The organism is Calditerricola satsumensis (assembly GCF_014646935.1).
Taxonomy (GTDB): domain Bacteria; phylum Bacillota; class Bacilli; order Calditerricolales; family Calditerricolaceae; genus Calditerricola; species Calditerricola satsumensis.
The window spans coordinates 1-25,313 of sequence record NZ_BMOF01000014.1; the positions used below are offsets into that span (position 1 = coordinate 1).

A 25,313-nucleotide genomic window follows, 5' to 3' on the forward strand; every position below is an offset into this window, starting at 1 on the left:
AGATTTTCTCGTGAGTGACCGGCTTCACTTCGGTTAGGTTTTTATGTGAGTTGACACGTGGCAGCACGACAACCTTTCGTCCGCATCGGAACGACAAGGAAAGGGAAGGAAATCGCCGGATGACGGCGAAGACGTTGGAGAGACGCGCAGCCGAGAGGAGGAGTGACCATGGCCACGTTTCGCCTCCCGCCTTCCTTGTTGCTGAGTTTGGCCACCTTGTTCTGGGCGGGCAATTTTGCGTTTGGCAAGGTGTTGGTGGCCACGCTCCCGCCGATCACCCTTTCCCTCGTGCGGTGGAGCCTTTCCTTTCTCGTCTTGCTCCCCTTTGCCTGGCGCGACGTGCGGGATGCGCTCCCCCTACTCCGCCAACACGCCAAACCCCTCTTGACCATGGCCGTAACCGGGGTGGCCGGTTTTAATGCCTTGACCTATGTCGCCCTCCAGTCCACCACCGCCATCAACGCCGCCTTGATGAACACGGCCGCCCCCATCGTCGTGTTGGCCTTGTCGCGCGTGCTGCTCGGCGAACGCGTGAAACCGGTACAACTGGTCGGCATCGTCCTCTCCTGTGCGGGCGTGCTGTGGATTCTCGTGGGGGGCGACCTGCATCGCCTGCGCACGCTGACGTTTCACCTCGGGGACGTGCTCATGCTTGTGGCCATCACGGCATGGGGCCTCTACTCGGTGCTGATGAAAAAGCATGGCCACCTCCTGCCCCAGCGCGCCTCCTTCCTCGTTACTATCGCCATGGCCTGTGCGCTGCTCTTTCCGTTGGCCGCTACCGAACGCGCCGAATGGGACGCGTTCCTTACCTTAAGCCCCATGGCGTTGGCGCTCCTCATCTATGTGGGGACCTTTCCTTCGGTGATCGCCTTTCTGTTGTGGAACCGCGCCGTCATGATCATCGGACCGTCACGGGCCTCCATCTACCTCAACCTGATCGTGCTCTTCGCGGCCATCCTGGGCGCGCTCGTGCTGGGCGAACGGGTCACCCTGGCCCACGTGGTGGGGGGCATCCTCGTGATGGGAGGCGTGTACCTGGCTACGGCACCCACCCCGTTTCGCTGGTCTCGCCGCCCCACCCAATTCGAAACACCGGAAGTGCGTTCGTCCTTCGTCGCGGGTGATGGCAAGACGGTCACGCGTCCGGCAAAACGCAACCCGAACAAATAAAAGAACGCCGCCCGGAGGGGGCGGCATCATGCTGTTCGTCGAAGCGGACCCGCTTGGTGGACGTTAATCGTCGGCAGCCCCAACGATCACCAGGAGAATGAACAGCACTAGCACAATCGCAAAATCGTCCAAGTTGTCGAAGAAGGAACCCATAGTGACACCACCCCTCGCGAAATGTCGATAGCGGATTGGCTATCGCACTTTACTTTATGAGCGGCATCAAAGGAGTGCGTTACAACAAACGCCCATTTTTCGCGCGGGTCAACACAACATCAAAAAAGAAAAAGCCGCCCGCTCGGCGGCACACGGACGCTCGTCGGAGATTCCCGGTCTGCTCGCCCTCAGTCGTTCGTCCCGGAGGATGAAGAGTACCGGCTGGAAGCGTATCGGCAGGAGTCGTAGCAGGAATCGTGCTTGTCGTATTTGTGGTAACGTTTGTGATATTTGTCGTACTTCTTATGGTATTTGTAGTATTTGTGGTATTTGCTGTAACCGCTGCACGAGTCATAGCAGGAATAGCCGGAGGAGTCATGACAGGAGCTGGGATGCTTGCAGCCCATCTTGTAGTAGTCCGCTTTATGCTTGTGGTAGTAGTACTTCTCATAGTAGTAGCGGTATTTCTTTTTGTCGCACTTGTGCTTTTCGGCCATCTCCATGTAATGTGCGGCGCGCTTTTTGTGGTAGTCGTACTTCTCAAAGTAATAATGATAAGGGTACGACATACGAATCCTCCTTTCGCGGGATACTTCAGGTTATGATCGACGACCAGGTGGAGTCTGGATGCTTGTCACGGTACCGCTCCGCCAAACGGAAAACGGCGACCGTCGTCGCCCGGTATGCGCGCAGGCGCCGTCCTCAACATGTGCGCGTGTCACAGGGGGCCGTTTCGATCTGGATCGTGACATGATGAATCCGAAACATCTCCCGAATCTTCTGCACGGCTTCTTGTAGAACGGTTTGGGCGTCGGCTCCTTCGCGGACGACCAGGTGACAGCTCAGGGAATCAAAACCGGAGGTAATCGTCCAGATGTGCAGGTCATGGACGTCCACCACGTCGCGAAGACCGCGAAGCGCGCTTTCGACGCGATCTCTCGAGACGCCAAGGGGCGAACCCTCCATCAGGATGCGCACGGCGTGGTGAAGAATCCCCCACGCGCTTTTCAGGATCAAGGCCGCCACCACGAGGCTGATGAGCGGGTCGACCGCATACCACGAAAACCAGAACATCAACAGTCCCGCTACAAGAGCCCCCACCGACCCCAGGGCGTCGCCGAGGACATGCAGATACGCGCTCCGCAGGTTCACGTTCCCTTTCACGTCCCCTTTTCGCATGAGCCACCACGCGCTGAGCAGGTTTGCCACAAGCCCGATCGTCGCAACGATGATCATCGTTCCGCTGGCCACCTCGGGCGGCTGGAAAAATCGCGCAACCGCCTCCCACGCGATGATCCCGGCGATCCCCAGTAGAGTCGCACCGTTAACCAGCGCCGCCAGAACCTCCGCCCGAGAGAAGCCATAGGTCATGCCCGGCGACGGCGGACGCGCAGCCAGCATCATGGCCAGGAGGCTCAGGGCCAATGAGGCGGCATCGCTCAGCATGTGCCCGGCATCCGAGAGGAGGGCCAGGCTGTGGGTCAGCAGTCCGCCGAAAAACTCCAACAGCATGATGCCACCGGTGATGAAGAGGGCCGCCGTCAGGGCCCGCTTGTTGTGTGCACGACCCCCTGCGCCGATCGGGCCATGTGAAGCCTGCGAATGCACATGATCCTGGTGGAAAGAATCATGGAAATGGTGATGATGATGCAAGCCGACCCCTCCCTACTCATGTTCCAGATGGGCGAGCACTTGGCTGAGCAACGTCAGCACATGGTCATCGTCACACGTGTAAAAGAGCGACTGTCCTTGCCGTCGATACTTGACCAAACGCATGGACCGGAGAAAAGCCAGCTGGTGGGATACGGCGGATTGCGACAATCCCAGCGTTTCGGCGAGGTCCGTAACGGAACGCTCCTCCTGCGCCAACAAATGCAAGATGCGAATGCGCGTCGGATCCGCCAACGCTTTAAACGTAAGCGCCGCGCGCTCTGCGATTTCCAGAGACAAGTTTGTGACATTTTTCCCTTTCGCCATGTCGGATCCCTTCCGTTTCCACCCTGTGACGCTGCTGTCGTGCTACCGACTCGCTCTCTGCAATTTATGAGTATATGAGAGTTTGTTCATATATTCATTTTAAAAAAGCCCCTTGCGCTTGGCAAGAGGTTCCTTCCCCCTTCGCTAACAACGTACAGCGTTCGGGGAGACTGGATCGTTCAATGGTGACGCGAATTTTGCTCTTTTCTTCCCATTGCCGCGGCCAGCGTCAGCACGAGCTGGACCTCGCCCGTCCCGATATCCAGGCGGCGGGCAATCTCTTCCGCGGGCAGTCCGTCCCGCGCCAGATCCAGGACGGCGCGGTAACGCTCCCCGATTGCGGCGGCATCGAAGGCCTCCGCATCTCGCTCCGGCGCGGCAGGCTGCGGCGCGCCGGCGTCTCCCGATGGCGCCGCCGAGGACAGGCCCCCGACATTCTCCTGACGCACCGCCCCTTCCCGAACGATCGCCGCCAGCGCCTCCACGCGGCCTTCCAGCTCGGCCACGCGGCGCTGGAGCTCCTGCACCGCTTGTTCCAGGTCGCGCCGCTCGTCCCGCCAGGCGCGCAGAAGCTTTTGGTTGTCTTCGGTCCACAGGGCCGTATACTCATCGAGCACGGCCAAGAGGGCCTCTTGCTCGCCGGCGGGGTCATCCCGACGGGCCAACTCCCGCGCCACCACGCGCGGCACCCACCAGCGCACCGCCGCAATTCCCACCAACAGCCCTGCGGCCAAAACCAGCCAGCCGCCCATGTTCCGCCTCCTTTCCGTCTCACGGCGCGCACAGCACGCGCTTGTACCGTCCGAGGGCCCCGCGCAAGCGATAAATGGCCTTGGTGTGCAGCTGGGAAATGCGCGACGGCGACAGCCCCATGACCTCGGCGATCTCGGTGAGGGAGAGGGATTCGTAGTAAAACAGCGTGACGACCAGCCGTTCCTTCTCCGGAAGCCGCTCGATGGCCCGGGCAAGGATCTCCTTCACCTGCTTGGCCTGCACGAGGTCCTCCGGCGACGGCGCCTCCTGGTCGGTCACCGTCATGTGCCGAGACGTCGCTGCCCCCTCGTCGTCCACCACCGGCTCGTCGAGGGACACCTGAACGGCGCGCACCATGTCCCGCAGCACCTGGTGGAGCGACTCGACCGACATGCCGAGGTGGTGGGAGACCTCCTCCTCCGTCACCGATCGCAGGTAGCGCTGCTCGAGCTCGGCGTAGGCGTCCTCCACCTTCTTGGCCTTTTCCCGGAAGGAGCGCGGCACCCAATCCATCTCGCGCAGGCCGTCGTAGATGGCGCCGCGGATGCGCCAGACGGCGTACGTCTCAAAGCGCAACCCGCGGCGGTGGTCAAACTTGCGCATGGCGTCGAGCAGGCCGATCATCCCGTAGCTGCGCAGGTCTTCCACCGGCACCGCCGCCGCCAGCGAGCGCGTCAGTTGGACAATCACGCGGTCAACCAGCCCGGCGTAGCGTTCCACCAAGGCCCGTTCCGCCTCGCGGTCCCCGTCTTCCTTCCACGCGCGCCACAGCGCGCGCACCTGCTCGTTTTCCACGGCTGTCACGCCCCTCGCCCCCTTAGGACTCCTCCTCCATCATCCGTCGGACGGTGGACACCACCCGCCGCACATCGCTTGCCTCTTCTGCCGTCAGGCGCGGCGGGGTGAGCGGGACAAAGCCAGTCGCATCCGATCCGCGTTTTGACGCCTCCGAAACGGCATCCGCTTGGTCGGTCCGCGAGGACGCATGGGACTCAACCCCTGCGGCCGCTTCACACGGTACCCCATCCCCTGCGGCCCCGTCCAACGCGAAACCCGATGCGGCATCCTCTCCCTTGGGCGACGTTGGCGCGTTCGGGAACACCGGGCCCCGCCCGTCCGTGAGCACCCGGCGCAACACTGCGGCGGCCACCATCGAAACCGCCCCAAAGCACGCGAAGACAACCGCCGCACGCACCAGCGCCGTGAGCACGGTGTTGGCCCACAGGGCGGCAAGGAAGGAGAGGGCTGAAACCACCGCCGCCGCAACAAGGCTGCCCTTCACCCACACCGTCATGGCTCAAACTTCCTTTACCCCTTTTTGGACCGTGCGGATGACCAGCTTCCCCGTCTCGCTGTCAAACTCGACAGTCCGACCGCTGGTGCCTCCCGTATCTTCGGCGATGATGGGGATTCCGTGTTCGGCGAGGAGGTCCTTGCACGCCGCCACGTTGCGCTCGCCGATGCGCAGCGCCGGATTTCCTGCGGCGACGGCGAACATCTGCGCCCCGCCAGCCAGCTTGGCCACGAAGCGTCGCTTCAGGCCGCCCCACGCCTCCATGCGCGAAAGGAGTGCGGGAATGGCCGTGTCGGCGTACTTGCCGACGTTCGTCGCCTCCCCCCGCGCCAGATCAGAAGTCGGCAGCATGATATGGGCCAGCCCCGCCACCTTGGCCGCCGGGTCGTACACGCAAACGGCCACGCACGAACCCAGTCCCACCGTCACCAGGCGATCCGGCGCCCTGGCCACTTGCAGGTCGGCCATGCCCACCTTGATGACCCGCGCCACGTCGTTCATGGCAGCGGCACTCCCAACGCCCGAAACAGCCGGTCGATCGCTTCGGGTTCGGGGATAAGGATGAAGTGGCTGTCCAGCACGGTCTCCCCTTCCGCAAAGACCGTGTCAATCACCAGGGCCACATCGCCGAAACGTCCCAATTCATGAAGGCCAACGCTGAGGAGCGCGCCGGCCATGTCGATGGCCAGCGCGGGAATCGACGGTTGAAAGGTCAAGCCGGTCAGGTCGGCCAGGGACGACAGGTACGACCCGGACAGGATGTTGCCGATTTCCTGCAACGCCGAGCGTTCCAGGTCGCTAAAGCCCTCGGGGCTGGGGACGGCCCCCAGCAGCGTTTCAAGGAGCTGCCGCGCCGTCACGAGATCCATAAGGAAATAGAGGCTGCCGGGCACGTCGCCCTCAACGCGCTGGAAAACCGCGGCCACCACCGCCTCGGCGCCGCCGACCGCGTCGGCCACTTCGTCAAAGGGAACGAGCTTCACCTGCGGCACGCGCATGTTCACCCGGCGCTGAAGAAGCTGGGACAGCGCCGTGACGGCGTGTCCGGAGCCGATGTTGCCCACCTCACGCAACACATCAAACTGAAACGCGTCCAGCCGCGAAAAGACGTCCATCGCTCATCCCTCGAGTTGTTTGAGCTGCGTTCGTTCGTCGAGCGTGAGCACGCGGTCGAGATTGAGCAGAACGAGCACGCCGTCGCCCCACTTGGCCACCCCGCGCAGAAACTCTGTTCGGACGCCCCCCACCACGTCTGGCGGCGGTTCGACGGACGAGGCCGGCAGATCGATCACGTCATTGGCGGCGTCGACGATCAGGCCCACATCCTTGTCGTCGACCGACACGATGATGATGCGCGTCTCGTCGGTGTACGGCCGCTCCTTCAGTCCCAGGCGGCTGCGCAGGTCGATCACCGGCGTCACCACGCCGCGCAGGTTAATCACGCCCTTAACGAAGGGCGGCGCCCCGGGGACGCGTGTGATCGGCTGCATGCGCTCGATGGAGCGCACCTGGTACACGTCGACCCCGTAGGATTCGTCGTTCAGCTGAAACACGATCACCTTCAGCTCGTTTGCGGTGGTTTTTTGTTCCGTCATCACGCCGTTCCTCCCTTCGTTTGCGCTGCACCTTCATGTTTCGCGCGTGCGGCCACCCCCGCGCGGCCCGTTTCGTTCCCGCCCGGCGCCGCTCATTTCACCAGCGCGTTGCAGTCAAGGATGAGGGCCACCTGGCCATCCCCCAGGATGGTGGCCCCGGAGATGGCAAACACGTGGGGCAGATACCGGCCCAACGACTTGAGCACGATTTCCTGTTGGCCGATCAGCCGGTCGACAACCAGCCCGGCCATCTTCTCCCCTTTGCGCACGATGACTGCCTGCACGTCGGCCGGCTTGGGCTCGCCGCTGTCCGGCACGGCAAACACGTCCTTGAGGAAGACGAGCGGGATCAAGCGGCCGCGGAAATCGACGACGGGCTGCCCGTGGGCGTAGTGAACGGCCTCGGGTTTGTAGATGGCCGCTTCGAGCACCGAACTGAGGGGGATGGCATACTTTTCCGCCTCCACCTGCACCAGGAGCGCCTCGAGAATGGAGAGGGTCAACGGAAGCTGGATGATGAACGTCGTCCCTTTGCCCGGTTCGGACTGCACCGATACCGCGCCGCCAAGGGATTCGATCTTGTTGCGCACCACGTCGAGCCCGACGCCGCGGCCGGAGATGTCGGTGATCGTCTCGGCGGTGCTGAAGCCGGGCAAAAACAGCAGGTTGTACACCTGCTCGTCGGTCAATCCCTCCGCTTCCTGCGGGGAGATGACGCCGCGCTCCAGCGCCTTGCGCAGCACCTTTTCGCGGTTGATGCCCCGTCCGTCGTCGGACACCTCGATGATGACATGATTGCCGCTGGGGTACGCCGAGAGCTTGACCCGCCCCGTCTCCGGTTTGCCCGCCTGTCGCCGCTCCTCCGCCGACTCCAGGCCGTGGTCGATGGCGTTGCGGAGCAGATGCACCAGCGGGTCGCCGATCTCGTCGACCACCGTGCGATCCAGTTCCGTCTCCGCCCCCTCGATGACGAGCTCGACGCGCTTGCCCAGCTCGCGCGACAGGTCGCGCACCATGCGCGGGAAGCGGTTGAAGACGTGCTCCACCGGCACCATGCGCATGGTCAGCACCAGGTTTTGCAGGTCGCTGCTGATGCGGCTCATGTGTTCCACCGTCTCGAGCAGCGTCGGGTGGTTCAGCTCGCGGGCCAGCTGTTCCAGGCGCCCGCGGTCGATGACCAGTTCGCTGAACAGGTTCATCAGCTGGTCGAGCCGCTCGATGTCGACGCGGATGGTGCGCCCCGCCCCCTTTTTGGCGCGGCCGCTCGCCGAATCGGGGCGAGACGGCGCGGCCGGCGAGCCGGCTTGCCTGTCCGGCGCGCCGGATGGCGAAGCCGGCGCGGCGGAAGAAGGAGGCGGGGTTTCGGCGGGAGCGGATGGGGAAGATGCGGCCGCGGTTTCGCGCAGGGCCTCCCCATCCCCGACAGGGACGACATCCACGGCGACGATTTCCGAAATGTTCAGGATCCGCTCGCGGACCGCCTCTGGCGATTGGTCGGTGATCAGCACCACGGTGAACGAACGGTCAAACCGCTCGTTCTCGAGGTCTTCCACCGGCGGATGGGCGCGGATCACCTCGCCGAGGGCCTCCAGCTCGCGGAACACGAGGAAGACGCGCGCCGCCTTCAGCACGCAGGCCGGATCAAGGGTCACCGTGATCGTCAAGGCGGACATCCCGGCCTCGCGCGACTGCTGAATCACCGCCCATTCGTACGCATTGAAGCCGTGGCCAACGCCGGTGCCGTCGCGTTCGTCGCCCCCCGCCTTCGCCTCGGGGTCCGCACCCGCCGCGCTGCCCGTGGGCGCTTGCCCGGCCCCGCCGGCTGCCGCGCCGGCAGCCTCTTCCCGCGTCGACTCCGAAGCGGTGCTCATCGCGGCATCCGGCGTCCGGCCTTCGGCGACGGCGCGGAGCGCGCCGACGATGTCCGCCACATCCCCCGCCCCGTCACCGCCCGCCTCGAGGCTCGCCACCATCGTCTCCAGGGCGTCCAGGCAGCGGAACAGGAGGTCGTTCAGCGCCGGCGTGACGGCCAGCTCCCCGTTGCGCACGCGGTCGAGGACGTTTTCCATCTCATGGGTCAGATGGGCCATGTCCTCGAACCCCATGGTGGCGGCCATGCCTTTCAGCGTGTGGGCCGAGCGAAAGATCTCCTGCACGTGCTGCACTTCGCTTGGCTCGCGCTCCAGCGCAAGGAGCCGGTCGGTGATGGCCTGCAGGTGTTCGCGCGCCTCCTCCAAAAACAGGGAGAGGTACTGGTTGAGGTCCAAGGGCTTCACACCTCCCGATGGGTCACGACATCCATCAGCACGCGGGGAATCTCCCCAAGGGGAACGACGTGATCGGCAAGCTCCGCCTCGATGAGGGCCCGCGGCATCCCAAAGACGACGCAGGTGGACGCGTCTTCGGCGATGACGGTCCCCACCTGCCCCCGCTCCTTGAGGAGGCGGGCGCCCCACACCCCGTCGGAACCCATGCCGGTCAGCACGACGAGATGCGCGCGCAGGCCGGGGACGCTCGCCGCCGACGCGAACAGGACGTCCACCGACGGACGGTGCCCTCCGCGCGGCGGATCCTGCGTCAGGCGCGCCACCGGACCGGGGCCCGGCGTGAGAATCAGGTGATGATCGCCCGGCGCGATGTACACGGTCCCCGCCTCAAGGGGCATGCCGTCTTGCGCCTCAACGACGCGCAGGGCGCAGAGCTGGTCGAGGCGTGCGGCCAACTGGCGGGTAAAGCCCGGCGGCATGTGCTGCACCACCAACACGGGAGCCGGAAAGTCGGCCGGAAGCGGTGCGAGCACCGCCTGCAGCGCGCGGGGGCCACCCGTCGACGCGCCGATGAGCACGACGTCCCGCATGGGTCGTCTTGCCCCGCCTGTCCGCAGGTCAGCGCGACGTACGGCCGGATGCCCGTCGGCCATCGGTCTCGGGGGCACGGGCGCAGATCCGGCGTGAGAACGGGAAGGACGCGTGAAACCCGGCCGCCGCTCCACGCGGGCGCGCGCCGCGGCCTTGACTTTCGCCACCAGCTCGCCGGCCACCTTGTGCAGGTCGAGGGAAATCGCGCCCGACGGCTTGGCCACAACATCAACCGCCCCGAGCTCCAGGGCACGGATCGTTGCTTCCGCCCCCGCATGGGTCAGGCTGCTCAGCATGATCACCGGCAGGGGACGCCTCTCCATCAGCGCCTGCAAGCAGGCCAGGCCGTCCATCACCGGCATCTCCAGGTCGAGGGTGACGACATCGGGCGAAAGGATCGCCACCTTCTCCAGGGCCTCTCGCCCGTTCCGCGCCGTGTCGACGACGGCAATGTCCGGATCCTGGTCCAGCAGATCGGCGATGACCTTGCGCATGAAGGCCGAATCGTCCACAACCAGCACGCGTATGCGCACGACGGGCCGCACCCCCTTTCGCGACGCCAACGCGGCGCGCTAGATCCACGGGACGAGGCGCTGCAAAAACCGCCGGATGCCGCCCGGCTGGCGAGCGCGCGCTCCGTCGCCACCGACAACGGTTCGGGCAATGCGCGCCAGCTCCCGCGCCGCCGGGGCATGGGGATAGGCAACCAGAAGCGGCCTTTGCGACGTGACGGCCCGGCGGACATGCTCATCCTCGGGAACGCAGCCGAGCACGGCGATGGGCAGGTTGAGAAACCGCTGGGCCACCGCCACCAGGCGCCGGGCCGCTTCCTTCCCTTCCCGCTGCGACCGCGCGCGGTTCACAATCAGCCGCACGGAGAGCTCGCGCGCATCCACCCCGTCCTGCGCCTGCCGCGCCAGCACCTTGACGACGGCGTACGCGTCGGTCAGCGCCGTGGGTTCGGGCGTCGTCACGAGGAAAAGGTCGTCGGCCGCCAGCAGGGCGCGCAACCCGTGAGGCGTCAAGCCGGCCGCCGTGTCGAAGAGCACCACATCGGCCGCCGTCTCCAGCTGTTCCAACTGGGCGAACAGGTACCGCAGCGTCTCCTCATTCAACGACAGCAAGCGGTCAAAACCGGAGCCGCCGGCCAGAAAGCGAATCCCCTCCGGGCCGTCGGTCAGGACGTCCCACACCGACAGGCGGCGCGTCACCAGATCAAGGAGGTGAAAGCGCGGGGCGACCCCCATCAGCACGTCGAGGTTGGCAAAGCCGAGGTCGATGTCGACCAGGACCACGCGCTTCCCCAAACGGGCCAGGCCCAGGGCCACATTGAGGGCCACGTTGGACTTGCCCACACCGCCCTTTCCGCTGGTGACGGCGATGACGCGCGCCGGACTGCGCCCGGACGTCGCGGCTCGCTCTGGCGCGGTTTCCGCAGCGAGCCGGCGCATCCGCTCGCGGAGGGCTTCCGCTTGATCACGCACGGCGCTTCTCCCCCACAAGGAGGTGGGCAATCCGGGCGGGCGTGGCGGGCCAGATGTCGTCGGGCACGTTCTGCCCGCAGCAGACGTACGCCGTCGGCAGGCCAAACTCGCCGGCCACGTTCAGCAGCGCGCCATAGGACGACGTTTCGTCGGCCTTGGTGAAGATGACCGCGCGGATGGACAGGGGAAGGAAGTTGGCCACGATCGCCTTCACGTCCTCATATTTCGTGGTCAGGCTGAGGACGAGATGCGTCGCACAGGACGCTGCCGGCGCGAGCAGCGTCTTCAGCTCCTCGACAAAGGACGCGTTGCGGTAGTTGCGCCCGGCGGTGTCGAGGAAGATGCGGTCGCAGTCGGCCAGCTTGGCCAGGGCCTTGCGCAGGTCGTCGGCGGAAAAGACCACTTCGAGCGGAATGTTTAGGATGTTCGCGTAGGTGCGCAGCTGGTCAACCGCCGCGATGCGGTAAGTGTCGGCGGTGACAAAAGCCACCTTGCGCCGGTGCTTCAGCACCTGCTCGGCGGCCAGCTTGGCCAGCGTCGTCGTCTTGCCGACGCCGGTGGGCCCGACAAACACGTGCACCTGCGCCTCCGCGGTCGGACGGGGCGGCGCCACCTCGGCGAGCAGCGCCTCGATTGCCCGCCGGGCCTCGGCCCACACCGCCTCCGCATCGGAAGCCCCTTCGCCCGCAGCAGGCATGAGGCGTTCGACCAGACGCGCCACCAGCTCGTCGGAGACGCCCTGTTCAGCCAGATGCTGGCAAACTTCTTGGAGCGCGGGAGGCAGGGAGCTCATCCGCGCCGGGCCCACCATCAGGCGCGCCACCATCTCCTTCAGGGCCCGGATTTCGCCGGCCAGCTCGTCGGACGCGGAAACCAAAGGGGCTCCCGAACGGGCCGTGCGGGCGGAATCCGGCGCCTGCGCCGCAGGCACTTCCCGAAGATGCCGGTCGGAAGCGCTGGTTTCCGACACAGGCGGCGGCGCAGCCCTCTCGGATGCGGACGGATGTTTGGCCGCTTCCGACGCCGCGCGATAGGCGCGGGCCGCCACCGCCGGCACCGCGTTCGAACGCCCACCACCGGCGGGTTCTCCCTCCGGCGAAACGGCTTGCCCCTTCCGCCGGGGATCCTCTTCCCCGGCCGGCGCGCTCGGCGGGACCTGGTCCACCGCGGCGATCACTTCGAACTTTTTCTTGCCGAACAGCCCAAACAAACCCCCCGTGCGCACGGGTTTCGTGTACAGGATGACCGCGTCGCGGCCCAGGTCGTTCTTGATCAGCTCGTGGGCGTGCGGCAGCGAATCGACGATGTAGCGCTTGACGCGCATTACAGCTTCACCACCCCGACACTGCGGACTTCCACATTCGGCTCCAGCTCGGCGTAGGACAGCACCGGAACGTCAGGCAAAATGCGCTCAACGAGCTGGCGGACATAGGGGCGAACGCCCGGCGCGGTGAGCAGGATCGGCTGCCGGCCAGACTGGAGAAGCTGGTTCACCGCCTCGTTTACCGACCGGTAAAAGCGCTGCGTCGCCTCTGGATCCAGCGCCACATAGGATCCGTACTCGGTCTGCTGCACGCTCTCGGCGATGCGCTTTTCCGTCTCCGGATCGAGGGTGGCCACAACGAGCGGCTCGCCCGGCTGGACATGCTGGCGGGTGATCTGCCGCGAAAGCGCCTGCCGCACGTGCTCGGTCAGGATGTCGGGATCCTTCGTGTACCGCCCGTAGTCGGCCAGTGTCTCCAGGATCGTCACCAGGTTGCGGATGGAAACCCGTTCCCGCAGGAGCTTGACGAGCACGCGCTGGATCTCGCCGACGGAAAGCACGTTCGGCACCAGTTCCTCCACCACCGCCGGCGCGTGCTCCTTCACGGCGTCCAAAAGCGCCTTGGTCTCCTGGCGGCCCAAGAGCTCGTGGGCGTGCCGCTTCAGCACTTCCGTCAGGTGGGTGGCGACCACCGACGGCGGGTCGACCACCGTGTAGCCGGCCTGCTCCGCCGTCTCCTTCATCGCCTCGTCGATCCACAGCGCCGGCAACCCGAAGGCCGGCTCCGTCGTCTCAATGCCCACCACGCGCGGGTCGTCAACGCCCGGGCTCATGGCCAGATAGTGGTCGGGCATCAGCTCGCCCCGCGCCACCACGTTGCCGCGGATCTTGATGACGTACTCGTTGGGCTTGAGCTGGATGTTGTCGCGGATGCGCACCACCGGCACGATAATGCCCAGCTCCAGCGCCAACTGGCGGCGGATCATGACCACGCGGTCGAGAAGGTCGCCGCCCTGGGCGGTGTCGGCGAGGGGAATCAGGCCGTAGCCAAACTCGAACTCGATGGGATCGACGTAAAGGAGCTGCTGCACCGACTCGGCGCTGCGCAGCCGTTCCGCCTCCCGCTCGGCCTGGCGCTCCACCGTGGTTTCCTCCGTCTCGGGGCCCTCGGCCGCCCGGCGAATGCGCCAGCCGCCAAGGGCCAGCAGCCCGGCGATGGGCAGCGCGGTGAGGAGGCCGATGGGCGTCAGCAGGCCGAGGGCGAAGATCGTCGCCGCCACGACATAGAGCAGCTTCGGGTAGGCCAGGATCTGCCGCAGGACGTCCTGGCCGAGGTTGCCGTCCGACGCCGCACGGGTGACAATGATCCCCGTGGCCGTGGAGATGAGCAGAGCCGGAATCTGGCTCACGAGCCCGTCGCCGACGGAAAGGAGGGTGTAGGTGTGCAGGGCCTCGGTAAACGGCATGCCGTGAATGGCCATGCCGATGATGAACCCACCGAGGATGTTGATGAGGAAGATGACGATCCCCGCAATGGCGTCCCCTTTGACGAACTTGCTGGCCCCGTCCATCGCCCCGTAGAAGTCGGCTTCGCGGTCGATCTTCTCCCGCCGCTGCCGCGCCTCGGCCTCGGTGATCAGCCCGGCGTTCAAGTCGGCGTCGATGGCCATCTGCTTGCCAGGCATGGCGTCGAGGGTGAAGCGTGCCGCCACCTCGGCCACCCGCTCGGCCCCTTTGGTGATGACGACAAACTGGATGACGACCAGGATGAGGAACACGATAAAGCCGACCACCGGCTGGCCGCCGATGACGAAGGAGCCGAAGGTGTGCACCACCTTGCCAGCGTTGGCGTCGGTGAGAATGGCCCGCGTCGTCGACACGTTGAGCCCCAGGCGAAAGAGCGTCGTCAAGAGGAGCAGCGAGGGAAAGATGGCGAACTCGAGGGGCTCCCTCGTGTTCATGGCCACGAGGAGAATGAGCAGCGACAGGGAGATGTTGAGGAAGATGAGGAAGTCGAGCACGCCCGGAGGCAGCGGGATGACCATCATCAGGACGATGAGGATGACGGCGGCGAGCACCCCGAGATCTTGCAGGCGAATCACCCCTGTGCCTCCTCTCTAGGCCTTTCCTTTCAGGCGATAGACGTACGCCAGCACCTCGGCCACAGCCCGATACAGGTCTTCCGGGATCGTCTGCCCGACCTCCACCCGGGCATACAGGGCCCGTGCCAGCGGCGGGTTTTCCATGATCGTCACCCCGTGTTGCCCGGCGATCTGGCGAATTTTTAGTGCCAGGTAGTCGGCCCCCTTGGCCACCACCCGGGGCGCGTCCATCTCCGCGGCGTCATAACGCAGCGCGACGGCGACATGGACGGGGTTCGTGATCACAACGTCGGCCTTGGGCACCTCCTGCATCATGCGCCGCATGGCCATCTCCCGCTGGCGCTTGCGAATGCGCTGCTTGATGAGCGGGTCGCCCTCGGTCCGCTTGTATTCGTCCTTGACCTCCTGCTTGGACATGCGCAGCTGGCGCTCGTACACCAGCCGTTGGTACCCGTAGTCGAGGGCGGCCAGCGCCACGAGAAGCCCGGAAAACACCAACCCCAGCTTCACCGACGTCTCGCCGAGATAGGCCAGCCCCTGCGCGAGGGGCATGCGCGCCAGCATGGCGATCCGGTCCACTTCCCGCCACAGCACCAGGGCCAAGGCGCCGAGAATGACCCCAAACTTGACCAGCGTTTTCCCCAACTCCACCAGCGCCCGAACGGACAGGATCCGCCTGAACCCTTCCACGGGGTTCACCCGCGTCCACCGGGGAACCAGCGGATCGGTGGTCACGAGGAAGCCAAACTGCACCGCGTTGCCCAGCACGCCCAACAGGAGGGCGACGAGGGCAAAGGGGGCGACAATCTTGATCCCCGCCAGCGCATAGGTCATGAGCAGCCGCTCGACCGTACGGGCCGTGAGCGGCGCGCGCACGTCGACGGCCAATCCGTGGCGAAGGAGAACCGCCGTTTCGTAGGCCAGCTGCTTTCCCGCGGCCAAGAGGAGGAGAAACGCCACCAGGAGGATGAGCGCCGCGGGCAGTTCCACGCTTTTGGCCACCTGCCCCTTTCGCCGCGCCTCCTGGCGTCGGCGCGGCGTGGGCTTTTCCGTTTTTTCCTCGGCGAAGAACTGCAGATCAACGGCCAACCCTATCCCCATGGCGTCGTCCTTCCTCGCATGAGGGCTACGCGCCCAGAAGGTGAAGCAGCGCGCGAAAGGCGGTGAAGAGTTCGCGGAACAACACGAGCAGCACGGCAAAAAAAAACGGACAACCCGACGGCCATGGCCAGCAGGTTGAGGCCGATTTTGACCGGCAGACCGATGACGAACACGTTGAGCTGGGGCGCAGCCCGCCCCAACATCCCCAGGGCCAAATCGGCCAGAAACAACGCGGCGGAAAAGGGAAGGGCCAGCTTGGCCGCGATGACCGTCATGTGCAAAAACGCCTGAACGAAAAAGGCGCTCGTCGCCGCACTGGCCAGCGGCACCGCGAGCCGGTCCACCGGGATGAGGCGGACACTGTGCACAATGCCGTCCACGAGCAGATGGGGCCCGTCGGAAGCCAGGAAAAACAGGAGGGCGAGCACATGCTTGACGTGAGCGAGCAGCGGCACCTGCACCCCGCTTTGCGGATCAAACAAGGCGGACACGGCGTAACCGGCCTGCAGATCCAGCCAGCCGCCGGCCGTCTGCACGGCGGAAAAGAGCAGCGTCGCCAAGAACCCCAAGGCCAGCCCCACCAAGGCTTCCTTGGCCGCAAGGAGGACATAGCGTCCATTCAGCGGGATGTCTGCCGTTGACACGGCTCCCATGGCCAAAAGCGCCACCAGCGCCGCCCACCCCGCTTTGACCATCGGCGGCACGGTGCGTCCGGCAAAAACCGGCGCGACGGCGAAAAACGCCGTCATGCGCACGAGGACCAAGCCATAGGCCGGAAGCTGGGTCAGCCCTTCGGCCATGCGCCCCACCTACTGCGCGAGCATTCGGATCTGGTCGAACATCGCATGGGTAAACGAAAGGAGCTGCCGCAGCATCCACGGACCAAACACGATCACGGACAAGAAGACGGCCACGATCTTGGGAATGAAGACGAGGGTCTGCTCTTGAATTTGCGTCACCGCTTGAAAGAGGCTCACCACAAACCCGACCAGCAGGGCCACCCCCAAGAGCGGTCCGCACACGAGCAGCGTTACGGTCACTGCCTCGCGCGCGAGGTGGACGACAGCTTCGGGTGTCACGCGCCTCCCCCCTCCCCGTACCCCGCAAGCAAGCTTTCTACGACCAAGTACCAGCCGTCCACGAGCACGAACAGGAGCAGCTTAAACGGCAGGGAGATCATCACCGGCGGCAGCATCATCATCCCCATCGCCATAAGCGTGCTGGCCACGATCATGTCGATGACCAAAAACGGCAAAAAGAGCAGAAACCCGATTTGAAACGCCGTCTTCAATTCGCTGAGTACAAAGGCAGGAACCAGCACGCGCAAGGGAATGTCGTCTATCGACTTCGGTTGCGGGCCTTTCGCATAGCGCAGAAACAGGCGCAGGTCCTTTTCGCGCGTATGCTTGGCCATAAACGCCTTGAGCGGTTTGGCCGCCGCCTTGAGTGCCGCCTCCTGCGACAGCTTGCCGTCGAGGTACGGCACAACGGCCTGATGGTACACCTGCGTGAACGTCGGCGCCATGACATAAAACGTGAGAAACAAGGCCAGTCCGATCAGCACCTGGTTCGGCGGCGTCTGCTGCGTACCCAGCCCCATGCGCACAAACGAGAGCACGACGACGATGCGCGTGAAGGCGGTCATGAGGATCAAGATGGCCGGGGCCAACGACAGTACGGTCAGCAGCACCAGGAGCTGCACCGTCACGGCGACGTCGGGCGGCGCGCCCGAGCCGATCTCCAGCTTGACGCCGGGGATGGCCGTGCGCTCTCCCGCGTCGGCAGGCGACGGCCACGCGATCAGAAGCGCTGCAGCGAGGAGGATGGCGAACCGCATTCCATGCTCCAAACGTTGCCTCATTCTGGCCGTTCCCTTCCGTTCGCGTCGGGTTCGCGTTCCGCTCCAGTCGGCAGACGCGGGCGAATTTGCCGCACCGCCTGCAAGCGGTCGGCCAGCAGTTCCGAAAACGAGGGGCTCCCTCCACGTCCTGCTGACGCTGCGCGCGGCGCGATCCCGCGTTTCCGCTCCAGCCAACCCCTACGGTCGCCCATCCCCTTCGCTGCGTCGAACAAGGCGCGCAGCCGCTCGGCCTCGTCACCCGGCGGGATGTAGCGGAGGAGCTGCACATCGTCGCCGATGCCCAACACGTAGAGGCCGTCGCCGATTTGCACCACTTGCACGCTCTTGTTCTGACCCACCACGCACCCCCCGAGCGTGCGAACGGGCGCGCCAGGACGAACAAACGGGTTGCGGCGAGCAAGCCACCGTCCCGCGCCGACAATCAGCGCGAGGACCAGCCCAAACGCAACGGCCAAGCGGATGAGGGCCTCGATCAGCCCGCCGCGATCGTCCGCCGCAGATGCGGAGGAAGCCGGCTGACCACGACCCGGCCTGTCCGGCGCAGGGGATTGCGGCGTCGAGGGGGACGGCGCCTGATACGTTTCGTAAACCGAGCGCTCGCGTTCGGCCCAGGCGATGCTGCCGGGCACGCAGAGGGCGAAAAGCCCCCCAAGGAGCAAGAGCAACGCGCAGGCAACAAACGCCTTGCGAGATGCGTTCATCCCGCCACCCCTACCCCAACACTTTTCGCAGCGCTTCCAACACGCGGTCCGCCTGAAACGGCTTGACCACGAAGTCCTTGGCCCCCGCCTGGATGGCGTCGATCACCATCGCCTGCTGGCCCATCGCCGAACACATGATCACCTTGGCGTTCGGGTCGATTTTCTTGATTTCCTTCAGCGCAGCGATGCCGTCCATCTCCGGCATCGTGATGTCCATCGTCACCACGTCGGGTTGCAGTTCCTTGTACAGCGCAACCGCCTGGTGGCCGTCGCTTGCCTCGCCCACAACGGTATACCCGTTCTTGGTTAAGATTTCCTTGATCATCATGCGCATGAACGCGGCGTCATCCACAACCAGTACGCGTGCCGACATGGCTCCCTTCCTCCTTCTTGCGTGGCGTTTTGCCCCGTCCGATTAGCCCAGCTTGTCCATCCGATCCCGCTGGCTGACAATGTCCGTCACGCGCACGCCGAAGTTTTCGTCGATGACGACGACCTCCCCTTTCGCGATCAACTTGCCGTTGACCAAAATGTCCACCGGCTCCCCGGCCAGTTTGTCCAGCTCGACAATCGAGCCCGACGTCAGCTCGAGAATTTCCTTGATCGTTTTCTCCGTTCGTCCCAGTTCGACCGTCACCTGCAGCGGCACGTCGTAAAGGAGGCTCAGGTTGGTCTCGGCCGCCGCCGACACGTCGGGGTGAAGGGGCGCAAACTGGACGGGCTGCACGTTCACCGTGCGCGAGGCGAACGCGCCTGCGTCCCCGCCGCCCGCCGCAAGAGGTGCCGATCGCTCGGCGGAGGCGGCCGCCTCGTGCACCCCAGGCCGCAGCTGGCCAGACGCCGTCGGAGGCGATGCGCCGGAATCCGCGGGTTCCGGGTCCTCCCGGTGCGCAGGCGCCGGCTCTTCCCGTTGCGCCAGCGATGCGGGTGTCGCCGCCTGTTCCATCACGCCCGTCTCCCCTAACAGGCTTTTGACCATCTGCACGGCGAACGACAGGGGGCACAGCTGCATGATCGTCGAGTCGATCAGCGTGCCGACGCGCAGGCGGAAGGACACCTTGACCAGGGTCTCGTCGGGCAGGGGCAGCTCCTCATCCGGTTTGGACAGATCAAAGACGCGGACGATGGGCGGCGAAATGTTCACCCTGCGGTTGAAGACCGTCGACATCGACGTGGCCGCAGAGCCCATCATCTGGTTCATCGCTTCCTGCACCGCGCTCAAATGCAGCTCGCTGAGCTCCGGATCGGGATGGGTACCGTCGCCGCCCATCATGAGGTCGGCAATGATCCGCGCGTCTTCGGCGCGCAGAACGAGCAGATTCGTGCCCTCCAACCCGTCGGTGTATTGCACGAAAATGGCAATATGGGGGTCGGGAAACTCGTCGCGCAGGGCGTCACGGCGCACCAAGGTCACCGTGGGGGTGGTGATCTCCACCTTCTGCCCGAGCAGCGTGGACAGGGCCGTCGCCGCGCTGCCAAAGGAGATGTTGCCAATCTCGCCCAGAGCGTCCTGCTCGATGGGGGACAAGACCGCCTCCGGCTGCGGATTGACGCGATCCGCATCGGCGTTCTCCCCCAAGCCGCGCAGCAGGGCGTCAATCTCTTCCTGGCTCAATTTGTCGCGATCCTTCATCGGCGTCCTCTCCCTTTACCCTCGCTTCAATCTGGACGGCGAGGCGGCCACGATGCGTCCCCGGACGGGCCACGAATTTGGGGATGCTGCCCACCTTGACGACGATCGGGTCACCCGGCGCTTGGTCCAGCACAATGCAATCGCCCGGAGCCAGCTGCATCAGGTCGCGCACCGTGATCGTCGCCGTGCCGAGCTCGGCCACCACCGGCACAACCGCCCGCTTCATGTGCCGCTGAAGGGCCTTCTGCTCGGGGGGACGCTGCTTCTTCTGCGGAGACAGCCAGTGGTGAGAGGAGAGTTTGGCCATCACCGGCTCCAGCACGATGTGGGGCAGGCACAGGTTCATCATGCCCGATGTGTCCCCGATCACCGTGCGAAAGGTGATCACGGCCACCGTGTCGTTCGGCGAGGCGATCTGGATAAACTGCGCGTTCACCTCGAGGGTATCGTAGCGAACATCGAGGTCGAGCACGTTCTTCCACGCATCCGGCAGATGGGACAAGGCCCGGGAAAACAGGCGCTGGAGGATCGTCGTTTCGATCTCCGTCCACTTCCCGGTCACCTGCATCCCCTTGCCCCGCCCGCCCAACAAGCGTTCCAACATGGCGTAGGCGACGTTGGGGTTGACCTCGAGAACAAGGCGCCCCTCCAACGGACGGGCTTCAAACACGTTGAGCAGGGTCTGGTTGGGGATGGATCGAACGAACTCGTCGTACGGCAGCTGATCGACGGAAACCACGGAAAACTGCACAAAGGTGCGCAGCATCGCCGAAAACAACGTGGTGAGCGAACGGGCAAAATTTTCGTGAATGCGCGTCAAGCTGCGGATCTGGTCCTTGGAAAAGCGAAGGGCCCGCTTAAAGTCGTAAGGCTTGACTTTGCGCGTCTCCTGTTCGCGCTTCAGCTCCTCGGCCGACATCTCCCCTGAGGTGAGCGCGGCCAAGAGCGCATCGATTTCGCTCTGCGACAGCACATCGGACGTCACAGGCGTCACCTCCACCTGCGGCCCCTCGCCCCGTCACTGCACCATCTTCTTCGTTGTGATCACCCGTTCCACCCGACCCGTCGGCAGAAGGGCATTGATGCGCGCCTTCAGCTTTTCTTCCACGTTCCGCAGCCCCCGTTCGCCGCGAATGTCGTCGGGCGTAAGCGACGACAGGAGGGCAATCGCCGCGTGTTCAACCTGGAACATGCGCGTTTCCAACTCTTCTCGCGTTTTCTTGCTGTCCAGGACCAGCTTAAACTGGATGCGAATGAAATTTCCGCTGTAGAGGTTGGTCACGATCTCCGGCGTGTCCAGGGTTCGCTTGAGCAGCTCTTCCGCGCTTTCGTCCGGTTTCGCTTGGCCCGCCAACGGGTGGGCCTTGGGCTGTTGCAGGGTCCACCACATGACAAACCACACGCCAAAGAGCAGAACGATGGCGAGGATGAGGATCAGCGCCATGTAGAACAACCGATGCCGTGTCACCGAATCCCTCCGTCTCGCTACAGCACTTTGCCGACACGCACCTCTTTCAGAAACGCGCGCACGCGCTCCACCACCTCGGCCATCGATTCGCGCACGATGTACCTTTTCCCGTTGACCAAGGTGATGACGGTGTCGGGCGTTTCTTCCACCGTTTCGATCAAAAAGGCGTTGAGGGAAAACTGCGACCCGTTGAGCCGCGTGAGCAGAATCATCGCCTCACCCCGCAACCCGCCGCGCGACCGACTTCATCGTCCACGGCACCGCGAACGCCCGACGCACTGCCGGCGCCGCGCGATGGCCCGGATCACCGATTAGCGCTTCAGATTCACCACTTCCTGCAAGATCTCGTCGGAGGTGGTGATGGTCCGCGCGTTGGCCTGGAAGCCGCGTTGGCTGATGATCATTTCGGTGAACTCTTCCGTCAAATCGACGTTCGACATTTCCAACTGGCCGGCAATGACGGCGCCGGTGCCTTGCTCCGCATTGTTGGGCGTCGTGAAATAGTCTTCGATCGCCGTATCGGGGGCGATCGCGTTGGGCGTCACTTCATACAGCGATTGCCCCACTTTCTTCAATCCCGCGGGGTTGGGGATCTTGGCCAATTGAATCGTGTCGATGACCTCATTCGTGCCGTCGGGCAGCACGCCGATCACTTCACCATTGGGAGAAATGGTGAAAGACGTATACGTCGCGGGATCGATCTGGATCAAACCGCCCGTCCCCATGACATACAGTCCTTGGGCGTTGACCAGGTAGCCAAGGGAATCAACGCGAAAGCTCCCGTCACGGGTCAGGTACACCGGTCCATCCTCCGAAGGGCGCAGGACGAAGAAACCGTCGCCGTTGATGTAGAGATCCGTCGGCACATTCGTCGTCATGGGACTGCCCGGCGTAAAGACCGTGTCGATCGCCCCCGTGGTCACCCCCAACCCGATCTGGCGCGGGTTCGTACCGCCGCGGACCCCTTCTTCCGGTCGTCCCGCCCCGCTTACCGTTTGACTGAGAATGTCCTGAAACAACACGCGCCCCTTTTTGAATCCGACCGTGTTCACGTTGGCGATGTTGTTCCCGATGACGTCGAGCTTCAACTGGAATTGCCGCATGCCGGAAACGCCCGAGTACAGTGCGCGGAGCATGTTTCCCCCTCCTCATGGTGGTTTCCTACAGTTACGACACCTGGGAAATCGAGTCAAAGGGAATCTCCCGTCCGCCGGCCGTCTGCACGTAGTACTGCCCGTCGCGCCGCACGACGGCGCTTGCGGTGTCGGTTTCGCCTTCGCCCCATGTCACGCGCTTGCCGATCACCGACGACACGGCGGCAAACAGGGCGGCTTCGTTCGTGCGGTTGAGCTGGTCCAGCTGCTCGAGAATGCGGAATTGGGCCAGCTGAACCACAAATTCGCGATCCTGCAAGGGCTGCAACGGGTCTTGTGTTTTGAGCTGCACAACGAGGAGCTTGAGAAAGTCGTCTTTGCCCAATTCCGTGCGCGAAGAAACCCGCCCGGCTTGGGAGACGGCGGCTTGGGCCATCGCGCTCGCGATACGCATGGCACACCCCCTACACCGAATAGTCGACGCGGGAAACGCGTTCTCCCGTCGTGCGAATCGAGGCGGTAGGAAGCGATTCAACCGTTTCCTCGCCGCCATAGGCCGCGTGGGCGCGACGCGGCGCGCTATGCGGATACGGTGAGGCCCCACGGTGGCCGTGAGAGAAGCCGTGGAAGAAGGCCAATCCTCCGCTTGTTCCCTGGGTAACCGACACCTTGTCCAAGACCAGCCCCTGCTGTTCCAGCTGCCAGCGCAATTGGGGAATCTGGCTTTCCAGGGCCTCCTTTGCCGCGGGCGTGTCCACCGCAAACGCGATCGTCACATGGCCGTTGTGCACGACAAGCTGCACATCCACTTTGCCCAAGTGTTCGGGCACGAGGAAAAGGCGCGCTTCCGCCGCATGGCCGCCGGCGTGCATCTGCAGCGCGCGGAGGAGGACAGGTGCGGCCTGTTCGGCAAACCGCTCAACGGAAACGGGATTGCCCGCCGAAGCGGCCCCCCACCATCCCGCATCGCGCGGCGCGAAAACGTTACGCACCGCGTCGGCGGAAAGCGCCGCCGCCGGACGCCCGTCGCCCGTCACGCCGCTTCCGGCCGGGTCGTCCGCCCGCCCGCGATGAGCGGATCGCGGCATCGCTCCGTCGTTGCCCAGGGCGATACGACCCGGCCCTCCTTCATCGCCCGCGCGCAAGGGCCCCTCCACGCTCTCCTCATGCCCCGCGAAGGCGGATCGTTCGGCTCCATCGGATCCTTCCGGAAGCCCCTGGGGCAGCCGCCCCTCGAGGGAAACGCCAGCAGCCTGACGTGGAGCGGCCTCGCCCGCGATCGGCTGGCCGGCATCGTCGGCCGCCGCAACGAGCTCCGCGGACAAGGCCACCGGGCCGCTTCCTGCCCCGCCTTGCGCAAGCGCGGGACGCCGATCCGGGGCAGCCGCATCGTCGACAAGCGCCCCAGCGGTCTTTTGGCTTCCCTCGCCGCGGTCCATCGCCGGGTGCGCCGGTACCGGATCATGGGCCGGAGCCCGTGCAGGACCCGGACCGGACCCGGCAGCCCGGTTACTGTCTGCTCCTGTCTCGCTGCCCGACACGCTGACCGGAAGGGCGGACAGCCCTGCTCCCATCAGCAGGAGGCCGGCCCATCCCGCAGCTTCGGCCTGTGCGCCGGCATCGGAAATTCCCCCTTCCCGCGCATCGTCGGCAAACGGCCTGTCTCCGGGAAGAACGGGAAGAACGGGAAGACCCGGGGCCAGGACGATCGGGGCGGAGCCTGTTCCGGCCACCTGCCGCAGGAAATCGGCGAAGGCGACCTCTCCTTGGGAGGAGCCTTGCCCCTCACCGCCTCCCGGTTCCGTGACGCGCGCAGCAAGCGGCTGTGCCGCGGGCGAAAGGACCGAATGGGTCGACATGAGTCTGTCCCCCCTTCATCGTTGCACGCCTTGTGGCGCCACGTTCAGCAGGAGGCGGGTGAGCCGCGCCACCAACGCCGGGTGCTCTTTGGCCAGCTGGTCAAAGATGGCCCCGCGGGCCCCCGCGTCCATCGCCGCCAGCACGGCCACCGCGTGGTTCGGCTGCTGGCGGGTCAGCTCCAGCACCACCGCGGCCGCCTCCTTGGGCGACATGCGGGCCAGGGAGGCGGCCACCTCCTGCGCCGACGATCCGGCGCGGCGTTCGGCCGCGTCCAGCTGACGCTCCAGTTCGGCAATGCGCGCCTGAAGGGCCGCGATGTCGGGATCTTCCGCCGGCGTTTCGTTGGCCAGGCGCATGGACAGCTCGGCGGCGCGCTGCGGATGCATCTGGGCCAGCACCTTGGCGCGCGTTTCCGGCCGCATGCGCGCCAGGACGAGCGCCGCCTCTTCGCGCGTCATCGCCTCGAGAATGCGCGCCGCCTTCGTGGGAGGCATGCCGGCGTACAGCTGCGCCGTCTCCTTCAGTCGGGCTTCCCGCTCCTCGTCGGTGAGCCGTTTGCCGCGCAGGTCTTGCTGGAGCGAGGCGACTTTCTGGTTGAGGATCTGGATTTCCCGATCGCGCTCGGCCAGGCGCTCGCGCAGGGTGCGAACTTCCGCCTCCTTGGCCTGCAATTGAGCCTGCAAGACGGAGCGGTCTGCTTCCTCTCCTTCCTTCCCCGCCGGTTGTTCCGCGGCATTCGCTCCGGGTTGCTCGGGGGGATCTGGAACGAGGCGTGCAAGGCCGGGAACGGCGTTGGCCCCTCGCCACAGCGCGCCGGGGACGTCGACGCCGAGAACGGTGAGGACAATCCCCAGCAGGACGGCGGCAAACAGCACGGGGAGCAGGACCACATAGAAGAACCATTCGCCCTTTCCGTATGGACGCTCGTCGACGCGTTCCACG

General features: G+C 65.0%; 30 protein-coding genes. 1 reads left to right on the plus strand and 29 read right to left on the minus strand.

All coding sequences use genetic code 11. The features are described from left to right. Window positions 1-168: 168 nt before the first annotated feature. Window positions 169-1,173: a DMT family transporter gene (locus IEX61_RS04760; RefSeq protein ID WP_188816932.1), complete on the plus strand. Its 1,005-nt coding sequence runs from the start codon at window positions 169-171 to the stop codon at window positions 1,171-1,173. A gap of 63 nt (window positions 1,174-1,236) precedes the next feature. Here IEX61_RS04760 and IEX61_RS12620 read toward each other — a convergent pair whose 3' ends face one another. The 29 genes from IEX61_RS12620 to IEX61_RS04905 form a co-directional block, all read right to left on the minus strand. Then, window positions 1,237-1,326 carry a YjcZ family sporulation protein gene (locus IEX61_RS12620; RefSeq protein ID WP_083463076.1) on the minus strand — a complete coding sequence of 30 codons (90 nt, stop codon included), beginning with the start codon at window positions 1,324-1,326 and terminating at the stop codon, window positions 1,237-1,239. 188 nt (window positions 1,327-1,514) lie between these two features. Then, complete coding sequence (locus IEX61_RS04770; RefSeq protein ID WP_054672476.1) at window positions 1,515-1,895, minus strand: hypothetical protein; 381 nt, start codon at window positions 1,893-1,895, stop codon at window positions 1,515-1,517. Between the two features lie 133 nt (window positions 1,896-2,028). Beyond that, a complete protein-coding gene (locus tag IEX61_RS04775) occupies window positions 2,029-2,979 on the minus strand; it encodes a cation diffusion facilitator family transporter (protein WP_054672473.1) in 951 nt (316 codons plus the stop codon). A gap of 12 nt (window positions 2,980-2,991) precedes the next feature. Next, entirely contained in the window at window positions 2,992-3,303 is a 312-nt protein-coding gene (locus IEX61_RS04780; RefSeq protein ID WP_054672471.1) for an ArsR/SmtB family transcription factor, read from the minus strand. Between the two features lie 179 nt (window positions 3,304-3,482). Then, the gene (locus tag IEX61_RS04785) at window positions 3,483-4,055 is read right to left on the minus strand and encodes a DUF6115 domain-containing protein (RefSeq protein ID WP_188816933.1); all 573 of its coding nucleotides are present in this window, start codon (window positions 4,053-4,055) and stop codon (window positions 3,483-3,485) included. Between the two features lie 19 nt (window positions 4,056-4,074). After that, entirely contained in the window at window positions 4,075-4,860 is a 786-nt protein-coding gene (locus IEX61_RS04790; protein ID WP_188816934.1) for a FliA/WhiG family RNA polymerase sigma factor, read from the minus strand. Window positions 4,861-4,873: 13 nt separating this feature from the next. Further along, entirely contained in the window at window positions 4,874-5,350 is a 477-nt protein-coding gene (locus tag IEX61_RS04795; RefSeq protein ID WP_054672149.1) for a hypothetical protein, read from the minus strand. 3 nt (window positions 5,351-5,353) lie between these two features. Next, window positions 5,354-5,851, minus strand: coding sequence for a chemotaxis protein CheD (locus IEX61_RS04800; protein ID WP_054672146.1), 498 nt, complete (start codon window positions 5,849-5,851; stop codon window positions 5,354-5,356). Next, complete coding sequence (locus IEX61_RS04805) at window positions 5,848-6,465, minus strand: chemotaxis protein CheC (protein WP_188816935.1); 618 nt, start codon at window positions 6,463-6,465, stop codon at window positions 5,848-5,850. The genes IEX61_RS04800 and IEX61_RS04805 overlap by 4 nt, the downstream gene beginning before the upstream one ends. Before the next feature lie 3 nt (window positions 6,466-6,468). Then, window positions 6,469-6,945, minus strand: coding sequence for a chemotaxis protein CheW (locus IEX61_RS04810; RefSeq protein WP_054672144.1), 477 nt, complete (start codon window positions 6,943-6,945; stop codon window positions 6,469-6,471). Window positions 6,946-7,037: 92 nt separating this feature from the next. Further along, complete coding sequence (locus IEX61_RS04815) at window positions 7,038-9,212, minus strand: chemotaxis protein CheA (protein ID WP_188816959.1); 2,175 nt, start codon at window positions 9,210-9,212, stop codon at window positions 7,038-7,040. A gap of 5 nt (window positions 9,213-9,217) precedes the next feature. Beyond that, a complete protein-coding gene (locus tag IEX61_RS04820) occupies window positions 9,218-10,336 on the minus strand; it encodes a protein-glutamate methylesterase/protein-glutamine glutaminase (protein WP_268238383.1) in 1,119 nt (372 codons plus the stop codon). A 39-nt stretch (window positions 10,337-10,375) separates the two neighbouring features. Next, window positions 10,376-11,287 (minus strand): MinD/ParA family protein, encoded by a 912-nt coding sequence (locus IEX61_RS04825; protein ID WP_188816936.1) that lies wholly within the window; start codon window positions 11,285-11,287, stop codon window positions 10,376-10,378. Then, on the minus strand, window positions 11,280-12,611 hold the full coding sequence (gene flhF, locus IEX61_RS04830) for a flagellar biosynthesis GTPase FlhF (RefSeq protein ID WP_188816937.1): 1,332 nt from the start codon (window positions 12,609-12,611) through the stop codon (window positions 11,280-11,282). The genes IEX61_RS04825 and flhF overlap by 8 nt, the downstream gene beginning before the upstream one ends. Continuing rightward, window positions 12,611-14,650 carry a flagellar biosynthesis protein FlhA gene (gene flhA, locus IEX61_RS04835; RefSeq protein ID WP_188816961.1) on the minus strand — a complete coding sequence of 680 codons (2,040 nt, stop codon included), beginning with the start codon at window positions 14,648-14,650 and terminating at the stop codon, window positions 12,611-12,613. The genes flhF and flhA overlap by 1 nt, the downstream gene beginning before the upstream one ends. An 18-nt stretch (window positions 14,651-14,668) precedes the next feature. Then, window positions 14,669-15,754 (minus strand): flagellar biosynthesis protein FlhB, encoded by a 1,086-nt coding sequence (gene flhB / locus IEX61_RS04840; protein ID WP_188816938.1) that lies wholly within the window; start codon window positions 15,752-15,754, stop codon window positions 14,669-14,671. Further along, the gene (gene fliR, locus IEX61_RS04845) at window positions 15,745-16,554 is read right to left on the minus strand and encodes a flagellar biosynthetic protein FliR (RefSeq protein WP_188816939.1); all 810 of its coding nucleotides are present in this window, start codon (window positions 16,552-16,554) and stop codon (window positions 15,745-15,747) included. Before fliR ends, flhB begins: the two co-directional genes overlap by 10 nt. Window positions 16,555-16,563: 9 nt before the next feature. Beyond that, on the minus strand, window positions 16,564-16,833 hold the full coding sequence (gene fliQ, locus IEX61_RS04850) for a flagellar biosynthesis protein FliQ (protein WP_054671765.1): 270 nt from the start codon (window positions 16,831-16,833) through the stop codon (window positions 16,564-16,566). Next, the gene (gene fliP / locus IEX61_RS04855; RefSeq protein ID WP_373288410.1) at window positions 16,830-17,615 is read right to left on the minus strand and encodes a flagellar type III secretion system pore protein FliP; all 786 of its coding nucleotides are present in this window, start codon (window positions 17,613-17,615) and stop codon (window positions 16,830-16,832) included. Before fliP ends, fliQ begins: the two co-directional genes overlap by 4 nt. Further along, the gene (locus tag IEX61_RS04860) at window positions 17,612-18,316 is read right to left on the minus strand and encodes a flagellar biosynthetic protein FliO (RefSeq protein ID WP_188816941.1); all 705 of its coding nucleotides are present in this window, start codon (window positions 18,314-18,316) and stop codon (window positions 17,612-17,614) included. The genes fliP and IEX61_RS04860 overlap by 4 nt, the downstream gene beginning before the upstream one ends. A 10-nt stretch (window positions 18,317-18,326) precedes the next feature. Beyond that, window positions 18,327-18,689, minus strand: coding sequence for a response regulator (locus IEX61_RS04865; protein ID WP_188816942.1), 363 nt, complete (start codon window positions 18,687-18,689; stop codon window positions 18,327-18,329). Between the two features lie 42 nt (window positions 18,690-18,731). Then, on the minus strand, window positions 18,732-19,949 hold the full coding sequence (fliY, locus tag IEX61_RS04870; RefSeq protein WP_188816943.1) for a flagellar motor switch phosphatase FliY: 1,218 nt from the start codon (window positions 19,947-19,949) through the stop codon (window positions 18,732-18,734). After that, window positions 19,912-20,934: a flagellar motor switch protein FliM gene (fliM, locus tag IEX61_RS04875; RefSeq protein WP_054672209.1), complete on the minus strand. Its 1,023-nt coding sequence runs from the start codon at window positions 20,932-20,934 to the stop codon at window positions 19,912-19,914. Before fliM ends, fliY begins: the two co-directional genes overlap by 38 nt. A 33-nt stretch (window positions 20,935-20,967) precedes the next feature. Then, on the minus strand, window positions 20,968-21,417 hold the full coding sequence (locus IEX61_RS04880; protein WP_054672207.1) for a flagellar basal body-associated FliL family protein: 450 nt from the start codon (window positions 21,415-21,417) through the stop codon (window positions 20,968-20,970). 17 nt (window positions 21,418-21,434) lie between these two features. Then, entirely contained in the window at window positions 21,435-21,629 is a 195-nt protein-coding gene (locus IEX61_RS04885) for a flagellar FlbD family protein (protein ID WP_054672205.1), read from the minus strand. Between the two features lie 99 nt (window positions 21,630-21,728). Next, window positions 21,729-22,553, minus strand: a complete 825-nt coding sequence (locus IEX61_RS04890) for a flagellar hook-basal body complex protein (protein WP_054672203.1) — start codon at window positions 22,551-22,553, stop codon at window positions 21,729-21,731. Window positions 22,554-22,584: 31 nt separating this feature from the next. After that, the gene (locus tag IEX61_RS04895) at window positions 22,585-22,965 is read right to left on the minus strand and encodes a flagellar hook capping FlgD N-terminal domain-containing protein (protein WP_054672201.1); all 381 of its coding nucleotides are present in this window, start codon (window positions 22,963-22,965) and stop codon (window positions 22,585-22,587) included. Between the two features lie 10 nt (window positions 22,966-22,975). Then, complete coding sequence (locus IEX61_RS04900) at window positions 22,976-24,370, minus strand: flagellar hook-length control protein FliK (RefSeq protein WP_188816944.1); 1,395 nt, start codon at window positions 24,368-24,370, stop codon at window positions 22,976-22,978. Between the two features lie 15 nt (window positions 24,371-24,385). Beyond that, window positions 24,386-25,312 carry a MotE family protein gene (locus tag IEX61_RS04905; RefSeq protein ID WP_188816945.1) on the minus strand — a complete coding sequence of 309 codons (927 nt, stop codon included), beginning with the start codon at window positions 25,310-25,312 and terminating at the stop codon, window positions 24,386-24,388. Window position 25,313: the final 1 nt, after the last annotated feature.